At 64.5% G+C, this 20,493-nt stretch carries 19 protein-coding genes; 15 read left to right on the top strand and 4 right to left on the bottom strand.

Features of this window, described 5'->3' with window-relative positions; all coding sequences use genetic code 11:
- Positions 1-8 precede the first annotated feature (8 nt).
- Positions 9-503: an FdtA/QdtA family cupin domain-containing protein gene (locus VC212_RS12435; protein WP_323525961.1), complete on the bottom strand. Its 495-nt coding sequence runs from the start codon at positions 501-503 to the stop codon at positions 9-11.
- 300 nt (positions 504-803) lie between these two features.
- Here VC212_RS12435 and VC212_RS12430 point away from each other — a divergent pair, with 300 nt between their 5' ends.
- From VC212_RS12430 to VC212_RS12365, 14 genes are all read left to right on the top strand, one after another.
- Positions 804-1,424, top strand: a complete 621-nt coding sequence (locus VC212_RS12430) for a cytochrome b/b6 domain-containing protein (RefSeq protein WP_323522146.1) — start codon at positions 804-806, stop codon at positions 1,422-1,424.
- A gap of 71 nt (positions 1,425-1,495) precedes the next feature.
- On the top strand, positions 1,496-2,842 hold the full coding sequence (locus tag VC212_RS12425) for a cytochrome C (RefSeq protein ID WP_115527578.1): 1,347 nt from the start codon (positions 1,496-1,498) through the stop codon (positions 2,840-2,842).
- Between the two features lie 23 nt (positions 2,843-2,865).
- Positions 2,866-3,255 carry a c-type cytochrome gene (locus tag VC212_RS12420; protein ID WP_115561826.1) on the top strand — a complete coding sequence of 130 codons (390 nt, stop codon included), beginning with the start codon at positions 2,866-2,868 and terminating at the stop codon, positions 3,253-3,255.
- Positions 3,256-3,781: 526 nt separating this feature from the next.
- Positions 3,782-4,444 (top strand): hypothetical protein, encoded by a 663-nt coding sequence (locus VC212_RS12415; protein ID WP_115528258.1) that lies wholly within the window; start codon positions 3,782-3,784, stop codon positions 4,442-4,444.
- 51 nt (positions 4,445-4,495) lie between these two features.
- Positions 4,496-5,089, top strand: coding sequence for a sigma-70 family RNA polymerase sigma factor (locus VC212_RS12410; RefSeq protein ID WP_193552531.1), 594 nt, complete (start codon positions 4,496-4,498; stop codon positions 5,087-5,089).
- On the top strand, positions 5,086-5,736 hold the full coding sequence (locus tag VC212_RS12405) for a zf-HC2 domain-containing protein (protein WP_311238452.1): 651 nt from the start codon (positions 5,086-5,088) through the stop codon (positions 5,734-5,736). The genes VC212_RS12410 and VC212_RS12405 overlap by 4 nt, the downstream gene beginning before the upstream one ends.
- Positions 5,733-7,052, top strand: coding sequence for a S8 family serine peptidase (locus VC212_RS12400; RefSeq protein ID WP_323525960.1), 1,320 nt, complete (start codon positions 5,733-5,735; stop codon positions 7,050-7,052). The genes VC212_RS12405 and VC212_RS12400 overlap by 4 nt, the downstream gene beginning before the upstream one ends.
- Positions 7,053-7,062: 10 nt before the next feature.
- On the top strand, positions 7,063-7,821 hold the full coding sequence (ccmC, locus tag VC212_RS12395; RefSeq protein ID WP_323525959.1) for a heme ABC transporter permease CcmC: 759 nt from the start codon (positions 7,063-7,065) through the stop codon (positions 7,819-7,821).
- Positions 7,818-8,024, top strand: a complete 207-nt coding sequence (ccmD, locus tag VC212_RS12390; RefSeq protein WP_115527573.1) for a heme exporter protein CcmD — start codon at positions 7,818-7,820, stop codon at positions 8,022-8,024. The genes ccmC and ccmD overlap by 4 nt, the downstream gene beginning before the upstream one ends.
- Positions 8,021-8,491: a cytochrome c maturation protein CcmE gene (ccmE, locus tag VC212_RS12385; RefSeq protein ID WP_323525958.1), complete on the top strand. Its 471-nt coding sequence runs from the start codon at positions 8,021-8,023 to the stop codon at positions 8,489-8,491. Before ccmD ends, ccmE begins: the two co-directional genes overlap by 4 nt.
- 63 nt (positions 8,492-8,554) lie before the next feature.
- The gene (locus VC212_RS12380) at positions 8,555-10,543 is read left to right on the top strand and encodes a heme lyase CcmF/NrfE family subunit (RefSeq protein WP_323525957.1); all 1,989 of its coding nucleotides are present in this window, start codon (positions 8,555-8,557) and stop codon (positions 10,541-10,543) included.
- Positions 10,540-11,082 (top strand): DsbE family thiol:disulfide interchange protein, encoded by a 543-nt coding sequence (locus tag VC212_RS12375; protein WP_323525956.1) that lies wholly within the window; start codon positions 10,540-10,542, stop codon positions 11,080-11,082. The genes VC212_RS12380 and VC212_RS12375 overlap by 4 nt, the downstream gene beginning before the upstream one ends.
- Complete coding sequence (locus VC212_RS12370) at positions 11,082-11,564, top strand: cytochrome c-type biogenesis protein (protein WP_323525955.1); 483 nt, start codon at positions 11,082-11,084, stop codon at positions 11,562-11,564. Before VC212_RS12375 ends, VC212_RS12370 begins: the two co-directional genes overlap by 1 nt.
- Entirely contained in the window at positions 11,564-12,262 is a 699-nt protein-coding gene (locus VC212_RS12365) for a tetratricopeptide repeat protein (protein ID WP_323525954.1), read from the top strand. Before VC212_RS12370 ends, VC212_RS12365 begins: the two co-directional genes overlap by 1 nt.
- A 232-nt stretch (positions 12,263-12,494) precedes the next feature.
- Here the strand turns inward: VC212_RS12365 and VC212_RS12360 are convergent, their stop codons facing one another.
- On the bottom strand, positions 12,495-14,567 hold the full coding sequence (locus tag VC212_RS12360) for a PAS domain-containing protein (RefSeq protein WP_323525953.1): 2,073 nt from the start codon (positions 14,565-14,567) through the stop codon (positions 12,495-12,497).
- On the bottom strand, positions 14,554-16,068 hold the full coding sequence (locus VC212_RS12355; RefSeq protein WP_323525952.1) for an ATPase domain-containing protein: 1,515 nt from the start codon (positions 16,066-16,068) through the stop codon (positions 14,554-14,556). Before VC212_RS12355 ends, VC212_RS12360 begins: the two co-directional genes overlap by 14 nt.
- Positions 16,069-16,372: 304 nt before the next feature.
- On the opposite strand from VC212_RS12355, the gene VC212_RS12350 reads away from it, so the two are divergent.
- Positions 16,373-16,717 (top strand): response regulator, encoded by a 345-nt coding sequence (locus tag VC212_RS12350; protein WP_055846156.1) that lies wholly within the window; start codon positions 16,373-16,375, stop codon positions 16,715-16,717.
- 165 nt (positions 16,718-16,882) lie between these two features.
- On the opposite strand, the gene VC212_RS12345 is transcribed toward VC212_RS12350, so the two are convergent.
- Entirely contained in the window at positions 16,883-19,738 is a 2,856-nt protein-coding gene (locus tag VC212_RS12345; protein WP_323525951.1) for a PAS domain-containing protein, read from the bottom strand.
- Positions 19,739-20,493 lie beyond the last annotated feature (755 nt).

Below are 20,493 nucleotides of genomic sequence, written 5' to 3'. Positions count from 1 at the left end.
CCGACCATTTACGACTGCGCTCCCAGCAGTGCGATCCTGCCCGCGACAATGCTGGCGTGTGCACTCAACTGTCCCTGTTCCCCACGCGCTTGTTCCTGTTCCCCACGCACTTCGCCCAGAAATTCGTCGTAATCCAGGATGTAATCGCCGGGGTCGTAGAGCTGGTCGGCCAGCACCATCAGCACGCAGTCGGGGCTGAAATGGTGCAGGTCGCGCCACACCATGCGACCCAGCAGCAGGCCTTGCGAGGGATCGTTCAAGGTCACCTCGGTCGGGCCGTCGCCCTTGCCTTCGTCCAGCAGGATCGTCACCGAGCCATGCAGGGCCACCGCCAGCTGATTGAGCTGGCGATGCGCGTGCTGGCCGCGGTGGACGCCGCTGCGGGTACCGAACAGGTAATACACGCGGCGTATCTCGAACGGGACATTGCGCTGCTGCTCCAATGAAATGAGCAGGCCACGATCGTCGCCGTGGGTATGCAACTGGATGGGTTCGAAGGCCATGATCCGGGGCGTAAGCGCTGACTGCACGTAGTGCGACATGCCTGAGTGCGCCGGGATGCGCGAAAGGTTGCGCGACGTCACGACCCTGCGAAGCCACGTACGCGCAAGCGCAGCTTCGCCTTCGAGCGCATTCCGGAACGATAAAAATTCGTTGTGGCGACGCAACCTTTCATCGGTAGCTCCGCACATATCGGTGCACGTTCACCTGGCCGCAGTTCCGGCCGGCGTGGGGAGCCAGGCCTGGCAGCGCAGCACGCACTGCCGGAACCAACGACCACCACCGGTGAGGACACCAACCAGATGCATCCATCCCCCCAGGCGCCCGACACGGCAGCCACCGGCAGCGCCACAGCGCGGCCCTCCTCGACACAGGCGGCGCCTACGGCGGGCGTGACGCCTTTACCCAAACCGATGCGGGTGCTGCACTGGCTCACCGTGCTGTGCCTGGTGATGGCGGCCAGCCTGATTCTGCTGCGCGCCGAGCTCGATGGACGCGCATTGCGTCAATGGCTGCTCGAAGGCCACCGCCATTTCGGCCTGATGGTGCTGCTGTTGTTCGTGTTGCGCGTCGGCCTGCGGCTGCGTTTGCGCACGCTGCCACCCGGCCCGCCCGCATCCTTGATCACGCGCCTGGCCGCAGGCGGCACCCATCTGGCGATGTACGGGCTGATGCTTGCGCTGCCGCTGATCGGCTGGTCGCTGAGCAACGCGTTCGGCAAGACGGTTTATCTGTTCGGGCTGGCGCTGCCGAATCTCATCGAGGCAGACCCGGATCTGGGCGACACCCTGGGCGTGTGGCATTTGAATGCCGCCTGGGCGTTGCTGGCATTAGTGACCCTGCATATCGGCGCTGCGCTCTGGCATCACCTGGTGCTGCGCGATGGCCTGCTGTACCGCGTGCTGCCGGGCAAGCGCGCATGAGTCGCCGCACCTCCCTCGCCCTCGTCCGCTCTCTCTCCGCTGAACCCCGCACCGTCGAACAAGGACTTTCCATGCCTATCTCCCAGCCTGCTCCGCGCCGCGCCAGCGCATCGCGCACCGCTTCCCTGACGTCCTTGTTATGCGTGTCCGGCCCGTTGTTGCTGCTGGCCAGCACGCAGGCACAGGCGATCCCCTCGTTCGCCCGGCAGACCGGTTCTTCGTGCGCGGATTGCCATATCGGCTCCTATGGTCCGTCGCTGACGCCCTACGGCATGCGCTTCAAGCTGGGCGGTTTCACCGATACCAATGGCGAAGGCACCAAGATTCCGGTGTCCGGTCAGCTCACCTGGGCGCGCAGCAATCCCAGCCGTGGCGACAGCACCGCACGCCTGACCCAGGCCGATCTGTATCTGGCCGGCCGCGTCAACGACAACATCGGCGGCTACTCCAAGATCCGCTCCAACAACAGCGGCAACGCCACCTTCGATACGCGCCTGGACGATGTGGATCTGCGCTTTGTCAGCAAGCCGTTCCAGATGGCCGGCAAGGACACCATGATCGGCGTCAGCGTCAACAACAATCCGGGCATCTCCGATCCGATCCATGTGTTGCCCAATGCCTCCACCCTGACGCCGGCCTCCAACGGCGGCGCGTCCACCATGCTCAGCTCCTCGTCGCTGTCCAACCGCGTCATCGGTGCCAGCGTGTACGGGTTGTACGATCGCAACTGGTACGGCGAAGTGGGCAGCTACAGCGCGTTGTCGCCGTCTGCGCAGGATCGCCTCGGCTGGCCGATCAACGGCGACCCGGGCAAGCTCAGCGATACCAGCTATGCGCGTCTTGCATATATGAAGGACATGAAGCGGCAGTTCTTCTCGGTCGGCCTGACTGCGCTCAACACGCGCCGCCAGCGTCCGCGCAACGGGCCCAGCGACGACCTCACCGACTTCGGCTACGACCTGACCTATCAGTTCCTGGGCACCCGCGAGCATGTGATGTCGCTGGCCTACGTCAACATCTACGAGCGCCGCAAATACGGCACCCCGCTGATGTCGGCCGACCCGACGATGCCCGCGCTGGAGCGCGGCAACGTGCGCGATCAGACCATCAGCATGAACTACGCGTTCAAGCAGACCTACGGCGTGCTGGCCGCGCACATGATCAACACCGGCTCGTTCGATGCGGCGCGTTATTCGCCGGTGGGCATTCCGGATACCACCAGCAACCTGATCCTTCTGTACTGGACCCCGTTCGGCAAGGAAGGCACCTACACCACGATCGCCAACCTGCGTCTGTCGGCGGGCTGGTTCCGGTTCGACAAGTTCAACGGCAGCACCTCCAACGTGTTCCGCGGCCCGCCGATCACCAACCCGCGTGATCTGGACAGCTTCACCATGTCGGTCAATCTGACGTTCTGATCCCCCCACACGTAAGGACCCCCATGAAGTCATTCCACCCAACCCTGTTTTGCGCGTCGCTGGCCGGCCTGTTGCTGGCCGGCGCACTGCTGCCTGGCTCGGCACGCGCCGCCGATGGCAAAAGTGTGTTCATTAGCGAATGCGCCGAGTGCCACAGCGCGACGCAGGGCAAGAACAAGAAAGGCCCGTCGCTGTTCGGCATCGTCAACCGTCCCGCAGCCAGCGTGGCGGACTTCAGCGGCTACTCGGCCGATCTCAAGGCAAGCAAGCGCACCTGGGATACCGCCAGCCTCAAGGACTTCCTCAAAAAAGATTCCAAGGCCACGCTGCCGAATACGAAGATGAAGTACGAAGGGCTTGAAGACGACAAGGAACTCGACGCCCTGGTCACCTACCTCAGCACCCTGCGTTGATGGTCTGCCGGCCCGCCTTGGCACCACTGGCCTGGCCGGCACGCATGGCGCAAGCGCAATCGGCGCGGTCCGAAGGGACGTGCCGGTGTGCGGTATCGCCCGCGCAGGCCTGAACACGACGCTTGCCATTGTGAGGATCGCTTCAAGCCCGGTACAGCGTGCCGGCCGCAGTGTCCGCGGCCTGCATGCGGGTCACCGCTGCACCTGCACAGGTGCACGGCCCGCGTTGCCTGACACGAACCCTTCGCGTATACGGACGGAACCGCCACAGACACAGCGGTCTCGCCCCGCGTGATGGGTCACCATCGCGCACCGCTACGGTCCACGTCCCACGCCCTTGCCGAACGTTTCGCCCGCCAAGCCGTCCCCTTGCCGACCGCGACGCCACACCGTCTGCGACGGGCAGCCGTGGCCCGCGAGTGGCTCGGCACGACAGCCGCGCCTTCCCATCCTGCCGAGGGTACATTGCCAGTTACAGCGGTGCCGGCAGCTGGGATTGCGTCGCGCGTTGCTGCTTGCGCTGGTCATGGGCCCCTGCGGCACTGCAGTGGCAGACAACGTCGGCGGCGCAGTGGCGGTGGCGTCCACCTTGATCGACCGCGGCATCTCCATCGCACCCAACCGCGTCACCTTGCAGGCGGCCGGCTATTGGCTGCCCTCGCCCGGCTGGTCGATATCGGCCTCCGCGGCGCTGCAGTCGCCCTCCTTTAGCGACCCGGTGGCGCTCACGTTCCAGGGCGCGCGTGGCTGGATGCTGGGCGATCGCTGGCAGATGCAGGCCAGCCTGCTGTATTACGCCTATCCGGCCGACCGCCAGTCGCGCAGCTTCGACCGCCAGGAAGCCAGTCTGGCCTGGTCCTACCGCGACACGCTCACCTTTTCGCTCTCCAGCTTCAATTTCCCGCGCGCGCAACGCTCGCCCTGGAACATGGTGGTCGACGTCACCGCCAACGTGCCGCTGACGGGGGATTTCAGCCTCTCGGCCGGTGCCGGCATCTCGGACTTTCCGGCGATGTCCTACGGCGCCCAGAGTTCCGGCCGCTATCGGTATGGGCAAGTGGGCCTGAAGTGGAGCCGCGCGGCATGGACAGTGAAGCTGGACCGGGTCGTCACCAGCAACAACACCCCGCGCGCGCAAGGCGGGCCCGGCGAAACGCCGTGGGTGGGCATGGTGTCCCGCAGTTTCTGATTCAACCGCAACCTTTCGCCCGCCTGCGGGCACCTAGAGGTGTCCTACCCCATGCCTGCTTCGATGAATGAGTCCGACACCCTTGGCGATGCCACCGACCGCATGCTGTTGCGCCGCATGGCTGCGGGCGATCGTGACGCCCTGGCGAGCATGTACCACAGCTACCACGGCCGCTTGTGCCGGTTTTTGTCGCGCCTGACGCGCCGCCCGGACATCATCGAAGAGGCCATCAACGACTGCTTCTGGATTGCCTGGCAAAAAGCGGGCGATTTCCGTGGCGACTCGCAAGTGTCGACCTGGATCATGGGCATCGCTTACCGCTGCGGGCTCAAATGCCTGCGCCAGCACGACGGCGAGTCCATCGACGATACCGTTTTGGTGGAAGACCACGCCCCCAGCACCGACGACAACGACGACCGCGAGCTACGCGACTGGCTGGACAAGGGCATGGAACGGCTGTCGCCGGATCAGCGCCTGGTGATCGAACTGGTCTACGGCGTCGGCCACAAGCTGGAAGAAGTCGCCGAAATCATGCAGTGCCCGGTGGGCACGATCAAAGCCCGGCTGTTTCATGCGCGGGTCAAATTACGCAATGTGCTGCCCGGCCTGGCCGGCAACACCCCTTACACGGAGACCCTGCAATGAAGACGTTTTTCATCGCGCCTGGCAAGGAATGCTCGCACGCCTGGGAACTGATGCCGGCCGTCCTGCTGGATAGCGCGACCGAAGAAGAAAACGCCTGGCTGATCGCGCACGTGGCCAAATGCACCTCGTGCAGCGCCGAGTTCGCCCAGCAAAATCGCCTGCGTCAGGCGCTGGCGCTACCGCCGGCGGTCAAGCTGGACGCCAACGCCGGCCTGCAGCGCCTGCTGGGTCGCCTGGATGCACCCGAGGTACGCATCGCACCGGCACCGGCCGTGCGTCGCTCCGGCAGCTGGACCGTGCGTGCGCTGGCCGCCGCCGCGCTGGTACAGGCCATCGGCCTGGGTGTCATGGGCGTCAAGCTGGCCTCGCCGGCACCGTCGCACGACTACCGCACACTCAGCAGCGCCACTGCGCTACCTGTGCCGCAAGGCGCTATCCGCGTGGTGCCGGATGCCAGCATGACCGTGGCCGACTGGGACCGCCTGCTGCATGCGCAGCAGCTGCAGGTCATCGGTGGGCCCAACGACATGGGCGCCTACACCGTGGTGCCTGCTGCGCCGCAGCCGCCGGCTCAGCCGCAACGGACCGTGCAGCAACTGCGCGCCAATCCGGGCATCCGGCTGGCCGAGATCGTCTCCGCCCCATGAGCCGTTTCTTCGCCATCGGCCTGGTCGCCGCGCTGCTCAGCATGGGCGTGCATGGCAATGCGCATGCCGCGGCGTTGCAGAACACCGCTGAGGATGCGGCCAGCGCCAACGCGACGTCCGCCGATGCGCATACGCCCGACAGCAGCCGCGACATCCTGCTGGCGGTGGCCAATCCGCTCAGCGCGCCGCCGGCCCGTGCCGGCTCCAGCCTGATCGGCTACGCCTCCAGCTATTACGGCGCCGGCCAGAAGGCCGCCGTGCGCATGGAAGCCATCAAGCAGCGTTACAAGCTGCGCGAAGTGTCCGGCTGGCCGATCACCTCGCTGGGCCTGTATTGCGCGGTGCTGCAGCCGCCACCGGGCGTGTCGCGCGACGAGCTGGTCACCGCGCTGGCCAAGGACGAAGGCGTGGAGCTGGTGCAGCCGGTGCAGGATTTCTCGGTGTTTTCTACCGATGCGTCGGAAAAGACCACGCCGTTGTCCGGCTACAACGACCCATACGTGGACATGCAGCGTGGCTTCATCGATACCGATGCCGCCAGCGCGCAGGCTGTTACCCAGGGCCGCGGTGTGCTGGTGGCAGTGGTCGATACCGGCGTGGACACCAACCACCCCGATCTGAAATCGCGCATCCGCGACGTGCACAACCTGGTCGACGACAAGCCGGGCATGACCAGCAGCGATTCGCACGGCACCGAAGTGGCCGGGATCATTGCGGCCGGCAGCAACAACCACCAAGGCATCGTCGGCATGGCGCCCAAGGCCATGCTGAGCGTCTACAAGGCGTGCTGGTATGCGCCCACGGTAGGCGCCACCGCACGCTGCAATACCTTCACCCTGGCCAAGGCGCTGGCGGCGATCAACAACAGCTCCGCACGCGTGGTCAACCTGAGCCTGGGCGGCCCGGCCGACCCGCTGCTGAGCAAGATGCTGCTGCATCTGGTGCAGCAGGGCCGCATCGTGGTCGCGGCAATGCCGCCGAACGGGCGGCTGGATGGCTTTCCCAATGATGTGCCCGGCGTGCTGGTGGTTCGCAGCAGCAGCGCTACCACCGCCATGCCCGGCGTGCTCAGCGCACCCGGCAAGGACATTCTGACCACCCAGCCGAACGGCCGTTACGACTTCACCTCCGGCTCGTCGATGGCCACCGCACATGTCAGCGGCATGGCCGCACTGCTGTTGTCGCTGTCGCCGTCGATGGATGCCACTGCGCTGCGCGACCTGTTGCAACGCACCAGCAAGGTCTCTGACGGCCAGCTGCAGGTCAACGCAGGCGCCGCCGTCGATGCGCTGTCGCCTTCCAAACATTCCAACTGACGACACCGGCATGGCCAAGTGGATTCCCTTGTGGCTGCATAAACTCAGCTCGCCGCCGACGTTCTACCGCTTCGCCGGATGCGTGCGCCCGTGGGCGCTGGGCCTGGCCTTGCTGCTCGGCGCGGTGGCCGCTTACGGCGGGCTGGTGCTGGCGCCGCCGGATTATCAGCAGCACGATGCCTACCGCATCATCTTCATCCACGTGCCCAGTGCCTGGATGAGTCTTTTCATCTACGCAGCGATGGGCGTGTCGGCGTTTATCGCGCTGGTGTGGCGGATCAAGCTGGCCGAAGTGGTGACGATGGCATCGGCACCGATCGGTGCGGCCTTCACCTTCATCACGTTGTGCACCGGCTCGCTATGGGGCAAGCCGATGTGGGGCACCTGGTGGACCTGGGACGCGCGACTGACCTCGGAGTTGCTGCTGCTGTTTCTGTATCTGGGCGTGCTGGGCCTGTACCACGCGGTGGAAGACCGTCGTCAGGCGATGCGTGCCGCCGGCTTGCTTGCCCTGGTCGGCCTGGTGAATCTGCCCATCGTGCATTACTCGGTGGTGTGGTGGAACACGCTGCATCAAGGCTCCACCGTGCGCCTGCTCGGCCCCTCAAAGATGGGCGCGGACATGCTGTGGCCGTTACTGACGATGATGCTGGCCACCAAGTGCTACTACGTCGCCAGCCTGTTCGGCCGCGTGCGCGTGGACCTGCTGGCGCTGGAAAGCGGCAAGGACTGGGCACGCCGCATCGTATTGACGGAGCGCACCGCATGAATACGTTTTTGGCGATGGGCGGCTACGGCCAATACGTGTGGACGTCCTACGCGTTGTTCGTGCTGGTGCTGTTGGCCGACCTTGCCGCGCCGTGGTTGCGACGCCGACGCCTGCCGCGCGAACTGCGTGGCCAGTTGCAACGGCAAACTCCGCGTCGTGCGCGCGATCAACCGGCGCCAACGCTGGAGCGCGACGCGCCATGAATGCCACGCGCAAACAACGTCTGTGGCTGGTGCTTGGCGTCATCGCCGCCGCCGCGCTCGCGGTGACGCTGATCGTGCTGGCGCTGCAGCGGAACATGAGCTACCTGTTCACGCCCAGCCAGGTGCACGCCGGCGAAGCGGCCAGCTATCAACAGTTCCGTCTCGGCGGCATGGTCAAGGCCGGCTCGATCCAGCGCGCCAGCGACTCGCTGAAAGTCAGCTTCACCGTCATCGATAAATATGCGGCCACCCAGGTCGAATACACCGGCATCCTGCCGGACCTGTTTCGCGACAACCAATCGGTAATCGCCAACGGGCGCATGCAGGGCGAACGCTTTGTCGCCAACGAAGTGCTGGCCAAGCACGACGAAACCTACATGCCGAAAGAACTCAAGGACGCGATGGCCGAAGGCCATGTCGGCAAGCCGATCCCCGCCACCGCCGTGCCGCTGGCCGCGCCGCGTTGAGGGGGCGTTGGCTGCGCGCCGCTCACTCGCCAATCTCTTTTTGCCGCACGCTGCGACCCACTCATGACGCCTGAACTCGGCCAGATCGCACTGATCCTGGCGCTGCTGCTTTCGCTTGCCCAGGGCGTGTTGCCGCTGATCGGTGCCTGGCGCGGCAATACCGCTTTGATGGGCGTCGCGCGGCCGGCAGCGGTGGGCCAGGCCGTGTTCGTGTGGATGGCGTTCGGCCTGCTCGCCTGGTCGCTGCTGTCGCTGGATTTTTCGGTCGGCTATGTCGCCGCCAACGCCAACATCGCCCTGCCCTGGTACTACCGCTTTGCCGCGGTGTGGGGCGCGCACGAAGGCTCGTTGCTGCTGTGGATCGCCATCCTTGCCACCTGGACGGTGTTGCTGGCCGCTTTCAGCCGGCATCTACCGCAGTATTTCGCTGCACGCGTGTTGGCGGTGCTGGGCCTGGTGTCGGTGGGCTTTCTGGCCTTCATCCTGCTGACCTCCAATCCGTTCGGGCGGCTGTCGCCGATTCCGCTGGACGGCAACGAGCTCAATCCGGTGTTGCAGGATCCGGGCATGACCTTCCACCCGCCGGTGCTCTACACCGGCTATGTCGGTTTCTCGGTGGCCTTTGCGTTCGCGGTGGCGGCCCTGCTGGGCGGCGAACTGGAACAGGCCTGGGTGCGCTGGGCGCGGCCATGGACCAATGTGGCCTGGGCCTGCCTCACCGCCGGCATCGTGGCCGGTAGCTGGTGGGCGTATGCAGAACTGGGCTGGGGCGGCTGGTGGTTCTGGGATCCGGTGGAAAACGCCAGTTTCATGCCGTGGCTGGTGGGCACCGCGTTGATCCACACCCAGGCTGTCACCGAAAAACGCGGCAGCCTGCGTGCGTGGACCATCCTGCTATCGATCCTGGCGTTCTCGCTGTCGCTGCTGGGCACGTTCCTGGTGCGCTCGGGCGTGCTGACCTCGGTACATGCGTTCGCCGCCGACCCGCGCCGTGGGCTGTACATCCTGATCTTCCTGGTCGCAGTGGTCGGTGGTTCGTTACTGCTCTACGCCTTGCGCGCACCCAGAATCGCCAGCGGTAAACCGTTTGCCGCCGCCTCGCGCGAAACTGGGATTCTGATCGGCAATCTATTGCTCACCGTCGCCGCAGCGATGGTGTTGCTGGGCACCTTGTTCCCGCTGATTGCCGATGCCTTCGGCCTGGGCAAGGTGTCGGTGGGACCGCCGTATTTCGGCCTGCTGTTCCCGTTGCTGATGTTGCCGGTAGTGCTGTTGCTGCCGTTCGGCCCCTACCTACGTTGGGGCCAGGCCGACGGCGCACCGTTAAAGGCGCTGGGTGCCCGCGCCGGCATCGCTGCAATCGCCTGCGCGCTGGTCGGCAGCCTGTTTGCCGAGGGCCAGGCCAAGGCCATCGCCGGCATTGGCGTGGCGGCCTGGGTGGCCACCGGCACGGCGCTTTACGTCTATAAACGTTGGCGCGAGATGCCGCGCGGGCGGCGCTTTCCGGCGGAGATGGCCGGCATGTTGATCGCGCATGCGGGGGTGGCGGTGTTCGTCGCCGGCGTGCTGATCTCCGACAGCCTGTCGGTCGAGCGCGATGTACGGCTGTCGCCCGGGCAGAGCGCGGATATTGCCGGCTACGCGTTCCGCTTCGACGGTGTGCAGCTGGTCGACGGACCAAACTGGAAGGCCGAACAAGGCAGCGTGCAGGTCAGCCGCGATGGCAAGGTCATTGCGCAATTGCATCCGCAAAAACGCCTGTACAGCAGCGAACGCATCCAGACCGAATCGGCGATCGATCCCGGCATTACCCGCGATCTCTATGTCGCGCTCGGCGAGCCACTGGACGACCAGCACATCGAACACGATTGGACCTTGCGGCTGTACTACAAGCCCTTCATCCGCTGGATCTGGGCCGGCGGCCTGTTGATGATGCTGGGCGGCTTCGTCAGCGCCTGCGCACGACGCTTCCGCGCGCCGGTCTCCGCGGGCAAGGCGGCTGCATCGCCCGCATACCAGGCGCCCATCATCGCGCAGGAGTCGCACCCGTGAAGCGCATGCTGCCCCTGCTGGGGTTCTTGTTGGTCGCCGCCCTGTTCGGCTTCGGCATCTACTGGACCATGCAGCACAACCCGCGCGATGTGCCCTCCCCATTGATCGGCAAACCAGCGCCGGCCTTCTCGCTGCCACGGCTGGATGCGCCCGACCAGCACGTCACCCGTGAGCAGCTGCTGGGCAAGCCGTATGTGCTCAACGTGTTCGGCAGTTGGTGCGCCGAATGCGTGCACGAGCATCCGGTGCTGATGGCGCAGGCCAGCCGGCTTGGCGTGCCCTTGATCGGCTACAACTACAAGGACGCGCCGGCCGATGCGACTGCCTGGCTGGCACGCTTGGGCAATCCGTACGCGGTGGTCATCGCCGATGAAGCCGGCCAGACCGCCATCGATTTCGGCGTCTACGGCGCGCCGGAAAGCTTCCTGATCGATGCGCAGGGCATGATCCGCTACAAGCACATCGGCGTGCTCACCCCCGATGTCATCAACGATGAGCTGCTGCCCGCCATCGCCGCACTGCCCAAGGGCGCACCGTGATGCTGGGATATGGCGTCTTTCAGGCGCATCGGCGTGAGCAGGCGCGCAAGCTGCGCCTGTTGCTGGTGGTGCTGTTGGGAATAGTGCTCGCGCCCTGCGTGCAGGCGCAGGCGGTGGACCCGTTGCCGTTCAAGAACCGCAGCGAAGAAGCGCGGTATCAACAACTGACCGCGCAACTGCGTTGCCTGGTGTGCCAGAACGAGAACCTGGCCGATTCCAATGCCACCCTGGCGCGCGATCTGCGTCATCAAGTGTTCGCGCAACTGCAGGCCGGCAAGAGCGATGCGCAGATCAAGCAGTACATGGTCGACCGCTATTCGGATTTTGTGTTGTACGACCCGCCGGTCAAACGCGGCACCTGGCTGTTGTGGTTCGGGCCGTTGCTGATGTTGGGCGCCGGTGCTGCGGTGGTGATTCACACCGTGCGAAAACGCGCACGTGTCGGCACTGCGGTGGCACCGCAGGCAGAGGAAGAATGGTGATGACGGGTTTTTATTTGAGCGCTGCGCTGGTGATGGTTGCGCTACTGCTGTTACTGCTGCCGCTGATGCGCACACCCACGCGCAATGGCAATGCACGTTACACGCTGCCGATTCTGCTGGTACTGGGCCTACCCGTCGCCACCGCCGGCCTGTATCGGCTGGTTGGCGCACCCGATGCGATCGCACATCCGGTCTACGTGACGGCACCGCAGACGGCGCCCATCGCAACGGCTGCTGCAGCCGATGCGGTACCACCACAACCTAGCGCTGCCGAACAGGCGCAACTGGCAGCGCTCACTTCGTGGATGGAACAGGCCAAAGCGCATGAGCAGAACAACCGCTCCGCCGAGGCGCGCGATGCCTACGCGCAGGCACTGAAGATCGCGCCCGACACCAGCGCGGCCATCGTCGGCTGGATCGCCGCCGACATGGCAACACACAGCGATTTCGCCATCGATGCGACCTCGCGGACGCGGTTGCAGCAGCTGATCGCGCGCGAGCCGGACAATCAGCGTGGGCTGTGGCTACTGGGCATCAGCGATTTCCAGCAGCACGACTACGCCGCAGCCACCACCCATTGGCGCCATCTGCATGGCTTGCTGGAAACCGGCTCGCCGATGCAGAACGCGGTGGCGGACAAGATTGCCGTGGCCGAATCGATGGCGAGCGCGCGGCAATCCGGGCGTGCTGCACGCTGAAGACAGCAGCGCAAAACACGTGCAGGCGTGCCTGAGGCGGCGACGTCAGCCCGCTAGGCGCATTGCCGGGTGTCATGGTGCGCAGCGGCGGTAGGTAGACGCAGAGACACAGGCTGAAGCGGACCACGCGAGGTTGCGTGGACAGCCCGCACTTGTTCCTGGATGAAGGCAGTCGACGCAGCTGCCAAGAGGCATTAAGCAAGCAATGCGGCAGATCCCACATCTGCCTTGCTCAGGACGACGGCCCCAACACCTCGTGCAACTTCCCGCTGAACTCGCCCAGCGTAAAGGGCTTGGCGATCATGCTCATGCCCTCGGCAAGAAATTCGCCGCGGTCGCGTGCGGTCTCGGCATAGCCGGTCATGAAGATCACTGGCAGATCGCGGCGCGACTGTCGTGCAATCTCTGCCAACTGGCGTCCGTTGAGCCCGGGCAACCCGACATCGGTCACCAGCAGATCGATCCGTCGCTGCGAGGCCAGGATCGGCAGCGCGGCGTCGGCATCGGCCACCACCTCGGCCTCGTAACCCAACTCGCCAAGCAGTTCGGTCACCAGCAGACGCACTTGTTCGTCGTCTTCCACCACCAGCACCTGCTGTCCCTGCCCGGCCACCACCGCTCCGCCTTGCGGCCCCATCGCCACGCTCTGCACGGCGACGCCGGCGGGCAGATACAGGCTCACCGTGGTACCCACGCCCACTTCCGACTCCACCCAGACCTGCCCGTTGGACTGCTGCATGAAGCCATAGATCATCGACATGCCCAGGCCGGTGCCCTGCCCGATCGGCTTGGTGGTGTAAAACGGCTCGAACACGCGCTCCAGCACATCGGCCGGCATGCCGGTGCCGGTGTCGGCCACCGAGACCACGGCGTAGTCGCCCGGCGCCAGGCTGATGCCACGGCCAAGTTCAAGACGGTGTTCGTCGACATGCAGATGCCGGGTCGAAATGCGCAACTGGCCGCCGTCCGGCATGGCGTCGCGGGCGTTGATGGCCAGGTTGATCAACGCGCTTTCCAGCTGGTTTTCGTCGACATAGGCATGCGGTAGCGCATCGCAAAGATCGGCCTCCATGCGTACCGACTCGCCCAGCGTGCGCGCCAGCAATTCCTGCAGCGACACCACCAGATCGTTCAACTGCAGATGCCGCGCCTGCAGCGACTGCCTGCGCGAAAACGCCAGCAGGCGTTGGGTCAATGCGGCCGCGCGCAAGGCCGAGGCCGAGGCCACATCCAGAAACCGCCCCAGTCCCTCGGTCCGCCCCTGGTCGATGCGCAGACGCGCCAGATCCAAGGCCGACAGGATGCCGGTCAGCATGTTGTTAAAGTCGTGCGCAATGCCGCCAGTCAACTGGCCCACCGCTTCCATCTTTTGCGCTTGACGCAGCGCGGCCTCACTGGATTCGCGCGCCAGCATCTGTTGCTGCAACTCGGCCGTGCGTTCGGCCACCTTGGCCTCCAGCAGGTTGGCCTGCTCCTGGATCGACTCCAGCGCCAGCGCACGTGCGGTGATGTCGGTCGCAAACACGTGGAAGCCATCCACCTTGCCATCTGCATCGAAGCGCGGCATGTAGCGGATCTCGGCATCGCGGCGGCGCCCATCGGCATGCGGCCAGCTCGCTTCCACCGTCAGCGCCTGACCGGACAGCGCGGCCTCTATCCAGGCGCGCCGCTCGGCCACCACCGCAGGCCCCACCACATCCACCAGCGGACGTCCGATGACCTCTTGCGGCGGAATACCGATCCAGTCTTCGTACGAGCGATTGGCGAAGCGATACACCAGGTGTTTGTCGATGAAGGCGATCAACACCGGCAAGGCATCGGTGACGCGGCGCAACTCGGCTTCGCTCAATGCCAGTGCCGCACGGCCTTCGGCCAGCTCTGCCATCTGGTCGCGGATTACGAACTGTTTTTGTCGCGACCGCAATGCGTTGGAAATCGCGCTCAACAGCGACGATGAACTGAGAGGCCGCTCCAGCTCGATGACATTGGTCATCTCGGCAGGCAGGCTCACCCGGCGACCATGCTGGCTACCACGCGGGGCGCGCAGCAGCACGAATGGAATATCCGACCACGCCGCCTGACCCTGCAGGATCTGCTGCAACTGCTGCAGATCGCCGCCGACGGCCTCTTCGGTCAGCACCACCACGCCGGAACTGTCGAGCAGGTCGCCGGACAATGCCGCCAACGCACCGTAGACCCGGCGCGTCAGTCCACGCTCACCGACAATGCTTGCAATACTTTCCGCATCGCGGCCGAACGGCGCGATGATGTGGACCACAGACCCATCCGCTTCACAGTTGGTCAAGTGCACGATCCAGCAAGGGCGTGCTGTCCCCGACAAACTGTGGGGTGCCGGTCAGCACGCCATGGAACCTTTCCAGCGGTTCGCTCAAATGCAGACCGCCGCTGCTGATGCGCATCTCGCGAATCGAATCTTCATGCGCGCCACTGCGGTTCTTGATGACCGACAAGGCCTTGCGGATCCGTCCCTGCGCTTCAAAGAAGCGAAACAAAATGACGGTGTCGGCCATGTAGGAGATATTGAGGTTGCCGGTCGACATCGTCCCCACCAGACCATGCTGCGGATTGATCAGGAACGTGGTCACGCCGCTCTGGTTGAGATAGGACAGCAGCTCGTGCATCTGCAGCATCAGCTGCTTTTCTTGCGGCATCGACGACAGATAGCCGTTGAGGCTATCGATCACCAGGATGCGGCAGTTCCGCGCCTCCACGCTTTCGCGCACCGCCCAGGAGAACTCGCCGGGCGTCAGTTCTGCAGGGTCCATCTGGTGCAGTTCCAACATGCCCGAGGCCAGGTGCTTGCGTAAATCCATGCCCAGGTTTTCGGCACGCGTCAGCAAGGTGCCGGTGCGCTCGTCGAACTGCAGCACGCAGCAATGCTCGCCACGTTCGCAGGCCGCACTGACATATTGCAAAGCGACATTGGTCTTGCCAGACCCAGCCGGACCGGTCAGCAAGGTGCTGGTGCCGCGCAAGGGGCCACCGTGCAGCAGTGCATCGATGCGCTCCACCCCGCTGGACACCGCATCGCCGACAAACGGTACGTGATGATCGGAGGCGATCAGGCGCGGATAGATCCGCATGCCGCCCGTCACGATGGTGATGTCGTGGTAGCCGGCGGTAAAGTTGACCCCGCGCAATTTCTGCACCTGCATGCGTCGCCGCGCTGCGCCGAAGTCCAGCGTCATACGCTCCAGCGAAATCACGCCATGACACAGGCTGTGCAGATGCGCGTCGCGCTGGCCATTCTCGTCGGTGAGGTCATCGACCAGAAACACGGTGATGTTGCGCGGCGCGAAGAACTGCTTCAGCGCCAACACCTGCCGTCGGTAACGCAGCGAGTCTTGTGCCAACAGACGCAGTTCGGACAACGAGTCGAAGACCACGCGCGTCGGCTTGACCCGATCGACTTCGGCCTGGATCAACTTGATCGTGCCATCCAGTTCCATTTCCCAAGGATGCAGAATGGACTGCTGGCGCCCGTCGCCCAGAAACGCCTCTGCCGAGGCCAGCTCGAAGATGTGCAAAGGTTCCAGCGACCATTCATGCGACGCGGCAACTTCGTTGAGCTCGTCGATGGTTTCCGACAAGGTGACGTATAGGCAGCTCTCGCCTCTGGCTGCGCCATCGAGCAAGAATTGCAGCGACAACGTGGTCTTGCCGGAGCCGGGCTGGCCTTCGAGCAGATAGAGCCGATTGGCCGGCAGTCCTCCGCGGAGGATGGTGTCAAGCCCCGTCGTCCCGGTCGTGATGCGGTTTGCGATCATCGGCTTTACATTTTTCATGCCGTTCACGTTAACACGCGCGCGTGATCGTCCGTTGCCACAGACTGAATTGATCAGCTTGCCTGGCTTGACGCGCTGTGCGTTCTGCCCGTCTTTTGCCGTGACCGCTGTGGCGGATTTTCGCTGCTTTGGGGTGTCGCAGGATTGTCAATCTGCGGCATGCCCCCCGGTCTTTGTGATGCGCTGCGTGACAACTCCGACACATTCGTCACGGGCGCGCGCATAGCCTTGGCAGTGAAGCAGATCGCGTTGTTGCGATCGCTTGAGGATAGCGGTGAACGACGCATCATGTAATGCACGCATTCTGTTGGTGGAAGACGACGACGCCATTCGCGCAATGACCGCGGATATCCTGTGCGAAGAGGGCTATCAGGTCGTCGTGTCTGCCGATGCCGAACAGGCGCTGGAGCAGCTCGTCACGGCCTGTCCGTTCGACCTGCTGCTGTCGGATATCTGCCTGCCGGGTATGAACGGACGCGACCTGGCCGACAATGCGCGGCGGTTGTACCCCGCACTCCCGATCATCTTCATGACCGGCTACGCAGGCGCCAGCGCCCAACGGGCGGACTTTCTGGACACCGGCATGCGCTTGCTCACCAAGCCATTCTCGTTACGCGACTTGCTGGGCATCGTGCAGACAACGCTGTAACCGGGCGCAACCAAGGCACTCTCATGCCTCGCAGGCCAGGCGTACGCAGCGCTTTGCACACGTGACTGCAGCCGCCGTGTTGCGTCCTCGAGCACCAGCGTGAACGCGCCCAACGCAGACGATCCGAGCGCGACGATGGCTCCGCTACCTGCACAACAGCCATGGTCATTGCAAACGCCGCTCCAGCAACTGCATCACGCGCAGCTTCAGGTCGGCCGCCAGGAACGGCTTGGTCAACACTTCCATGCCATCGTCCAGCTGTCCGGCGCCGACGGCCGCGGTTGCCGCATAGCCGGTCACGAACAGCACCGGTAGCGTGGGTCGGTACTGCCGGCCCGCATCGGCCACCTGGCGCCCGTTCAAGCCACCGGTCAGGCCGACATCGGTCACCAACACATCGATTGGCTCTAACGAGCGCAAGCGCTCCACCGCAGCGCTGCCTTCGGCCGCTTCGATGACGCGGTAACCGGCCTCGGTGAGCACTTCCGAGATCAAGATGCGGATGGCGGTTTCATCCTCTACCAGCAAGATGGTGGAGCTCTGCGCTGCTGCGCGCTGCGGCTGTTGCGGTGCGGCGACTGCCTCGTCCAGCGCATCCGTCCCGCTGAAACGCGGCAGATACAGGGCCATGGTGGTGCCCAGACCCACTTCCGAATCGATGCGCACGTGCCCGCCGGACTGCCGGGTAAACCCGTAGATCATCGATAGGCCCAGACCGGTGCCCTGCCCGATCGGTTTGGTGGTGAAAAACGGCTCGAACACCTTGGACATGACCTCGTCCGTCATGCCGGTACCGGTGTCCTGCACGCTCAGGCACACATAATCGCCAGGCGGAAGATCCAACTGCTGGGCCGCCACCGGATCCAGCGAGCGGTTGTGCAGCCGGATGGTGAGTACGCCGCCATCGGGCATGGCATCGCGCGCATTGAGGCACAAATTGAGCAGCGCGTTTTCCAACTGCGGCGCGTCTACCAGCACCTTCCACGGCTGCGGCGCCGGCGTCACCTGCAACGTGATCGGTGGCCCCAAGGTCCGCGAGATGATTTCGCGCATGCCGTGCACCAGCGCGTCCACTTCCAACGCACTGGGGGCCAGCGTCTGCCGGCGCGAGAATGCCAGCAAGCGTTGCGTCAACGCAGCGGCACGCGCGGCGCTGGTCTGCGCCATTTCCACATAGCGTTCCAAGCGGTCGTACTTGCCTTGCTCCACCCGTGCCTGCAGCAACTCCAGGCCCACCGTGATGGAGGTCAGCAGATTGTTGAAGTCGTGCGCCAGGCCGCCGGTGAGCTGCCCGACCGCCTCCATCTTTTGACTCTGGCGCAGTTTTTCTTCGGCCAGCAGCAATGCCGCGCTCCGTTCCCGGACGCGTTGTTCCAGGGTTTCGGTCAGCACGCGCAATTGCTCTTCGGCCTCGCGTCTATCGCTGACGTCCGAGGCCGTACCGAACCACTCCTCGATCTCGCCCTCTGCATCGAGCACGGGCACTGCGCGCAGCAGCGTCCAGCGCACCTGCTGTCTGTCCAGCACGCGAAGCTCCAGCTCCAGGGCCGCCTTATCGTCGATCGCAGCACGGATGGCCGCTAGCAACGGCGCACGATCATCTGGATAAATCCATTCCTGCTGCCAGCGCGCATTGGCCGCACGACCATCGTCCAACAAGCCATCGCCGGCATGCAGGCGCAACGCACTCCAGTTGGCAGTGGCAGAAAAGATCGCTTGCGACGACGCGCGCACCAAGGCGTCCAGCCGGCGCTCGCTTTTGATCAAGGCTTGGCCAGCCAAGCGCTCGACGGTGCGATCGCGTAGCACTTTGACAAAGCCAATCGCCACGCCAGTTTCTTCGCGCAGCACCATCAACGATCCATTGGCCCAGAACCGCTCGCCGGATTTACGCATATGCCAGCGCTCGTCCATGCCGCTACCGCTTTCCAACGCTGCGGCGGCTTCAATGAGAAGCTGTCGATGCGCCACATCTTCCGGGGTAAACATGCGCTCCAGCGATTGCCCGAGCATCTCGGCCTCGCTCCAGCCCAGAATGCGGCGCGCGCCTTCGTTCCATGAGGTCACCTGGCCGCGCATGTCGGTCGCGATGATCGCGTAGTCCATGACGCTATCGAGGATCTGCCGGTTGCGCACTTCTGCCTCGCGCACCGCGCGTTCCAGGCTGATGCGATCGGTGATATCCAACCCTTGCACGAAGATGCCGGAGACCGTGCCGTCGGCACCGGCAATCGGTTGATACACCAGGTCCAGCAGATGTCGCTCGGTCGGCCCGCCTGGCACTGCCTGGACGTCGTACACCAGCGCATTGGCCGTATAGGCGCGCCCGGAGCGATACACCTCATCCAGATGGCGCAGATGCCCTTGCTCAAGCGCGTCCGGCAACGCTTCGGCGAGCGGCCGCCCAATCACATCGCGGTGGCCGACCAAGCGCGAGTAGCACGGGTTGGCGAACTCGACACGATGCTGCGGCCCGCTCAAAAACGCCATGAACATTGGCGCCTGCTCGAACAAGCGGATCAAGCGCTCGTGCTCGTCGGCCAACCGCGCCTGTGCCAGCTTGCGCGCGGTCACCTCGTTGGTCACGCAGAACGCGCCACCGATGCTGCCATCGTCCAGATAGATCGGCGAAAACGAAAACGTCCACCAGGTCTCTTCCGGCATGCCGTAGCGGTTCATACCAATCGGCACTTCTTCAAAGCGCGAGGCGCTCCCGGCAAATGCTGCCTGGATCGGCGCACGTACCGCCTCCCACGCGTCGGCCCACAGCTCGCGCAGCGGCGCGCCCAGTGCCTGCGGCCGACGCGGCCCCAGAATCGGCGCGTACGCATCGTTATAGAAAAACGTCAGCGCCTCGCCCCATACCACGTACATGCTCTCCGGCGAGGTGAGCATCAGGCTGACCGCATTGCGCAGTGGCGACGGCCACTGCGCGCTCGGCCCCAACGGCGTAGCAGCCCAGTCGTATACGCGCACAGCCTGCGCCATGGCGCTGTCGCCATGCGGAAATGCAGTGGTCATGCCGCGCGCATCCGCACGATCACGCCACGCCGCAGATCGCCTGCACGACACCACCGCATCGCTTCACCGCCTGCGCCCTGATGACTGTTCACCCATCCGTGCATCTGTGCCAAACCATTAGAAGAGAGCCCAAGACCGCGCGACGCATCGCCAACAGGCACGATCGACCGCTCACACCACCGTCATCACCCAACCTGCGGCAGGCAATGTATATCCAGCCGTTGGTGCTGCCGCTGCGCCACGGTACTGCGCCGCGTGTGAGGACATGTGCTAACCAACAGGGATTTGGCGCGTCACTGCCGGTTGGGCCGTGCGATGGGCGTGTTCGCGGTGTAGATCGCGTACATGGCGCTATTGCGTTCTCAGTTCATCTTTATCGCCCCATGTCTCGCGACTTTTTCGGCGTCTTCAAGAACAGAAGCTCACGGTTGCCTTGGGCGTGACTGGCTGCTCTGCATGCGTTAGTGGGGAGCCGCTGATCTGCGCGCCGGCTGCATGACCCTTACCCGCCTAACGCCGCGGTGCACGGCGTGAATCCTTCCATGCAGGCTCTAGTTCGGTTGCTTTCGGTGTGCTTGGCTGCTTTGCATTTGCTAGTGGAGAGCCGCTGATCTGCGCCCCGGCTGCATGGTCCTTGCCCGCCTAACGCTGCGGGACACGCCTTGAATCCGTCCATGGAGCAACTGTGTTGGTCAGGACCTCAATCCGCGACCGTTGATCGGTTTCCTTCGGGCGTGTTCATCGGTAGGTGCCGG

Source organism: Xanthomonas sp. WHRI 8932A (assembly GCF_035012785.1).
Taxonomy (GTDB): domain Bacteria; phylum Pseudomonadota; class Gammaproteobacteria; order Xanthomonadales; family Xanthomonadaceae; genus Xanthomonas.
This window is presented reverse-complemented; position numbering and strand designations above follow the sequence as displayed.

What these genes read in the sequence shown, in the direction of transcription:
- VC212_RS12345 (WP_323525951.1), bottom strand. Translation starts at nt 19,738, where the DNA reads ATGACCACTGCATTTCCGCATGGCGACAGCGCCATGGCGCAGGCTGTG.
- VC212_RS12370 (WP_323525955.1), top strand. Translation starts at nt 11,082, where the DNA reads ATGCTGGGATATGGCGTCTTTCAGGCGCATCGGCGTGAGCAGGCGCGC.
- VC212_RS12420 (WP_115561826.1), top strand. Translation starts at nt 2,866, where the DNA reads ATGAAGTCATTCCACCCAACCCTGTTTTGCGCGTCGCTGGCCGGCCTG.
- VC212_RS12400 (WP_323525960.1), top strand. Translation starts at nt 5,733, where the DNA reads ATGAGCCGTTTCTTCGCCATCGGCCTGGTCGCCGCGCTGCTCAGCATG.
- VC212_RS12430 (WP_323522146.1), top strand. Translation starts at nt 804, where the DNA reads ATGCATCCATCCCCCCAGGCGCCCGACACGGCAGCCACCGGCAGCGCC.
- VC212_RS12365 (WP_323525954.1), top strand. Translation starts at nt 11,564, where the DNA reads ATGACGGGTTTTTATTTGAGCGCTGCGCTGGTGATGGTTGCGCTACTG.
- ccmE (WP_323525958.1), top strand. Translation starts at nt 8,021, where the DNA reads ATGAATGCCACGCGCAAACAACGTCTGTGGCTGGTGCTTGGCGTCATC.
- VC212_RS12425 (WP_115527578.1), top strand. Translation starts at nt 1,496, where the DNA reads ATGCCTATCTCCCAGCCTGCTCCGCGCCGCGCCAGCGCATCGCGCACC.
- VC212_RS12355 (WP_323525952.1), bottom strand. Translation starts at nt 16,068, where the DNA reads ATGAAAAATGTAAAGCCGATGATCGCAAACCGCATCACGACCGGGACG.
- ccmC (WP_323525959.1), top strand. Translation starts at nt 7,063, where the DNA reads ATGGCCAAGTGGATTCCCTTGTGGCTGCATAAACTCAGCTCGCCGCCG.
- VC212_RS12410 (WP_193552531.1), top strand. Translation starts at nt 4,496, where the DNA reads ATGCCTGCTTCGATGAATGAGTCCGACACCCTTGGCGATGCCACCGAC.
- VC212_RS12380 (WP_323525957.1), top strand. Translation starts at nt 8,555, where the DNA reads ATGACGCCTGAACTCGGCCAGATCGCACTGATCCTGGCGCTGCTGCTT.
- VC212_RS12435 (WP_323525961.1), bottom strand. Translation starts at nt 503, where the DNA reads ATGGCCTTCGAACCCATCCAGTTGCATACCCACGGCGACGATCGTGGC.
- VC212_RS12415 (WP_115528258.1), top strand. Translation starts at nt 3,782, where the DNA reads ATGGGCCCCTGCGGCACTGCAGTGGCAGACAACGTCGGCGGCGCAGTG.
- VC212_RS12405 (WP_311238452.1), top strand. Translation starts at nt 5,086, where the DNA reads ATGAAGACGTTTTTCATCGCGCCTGGCAAGGAATGCTCGCACGCCTGG.
- ccmD (WP_115527573.1), top strand. Translation starts at nt 7,818, where the DNA reads ATGAATACGTTTTTGGCGATGGGCGGCTACGGCCAATACGTGTGGACG.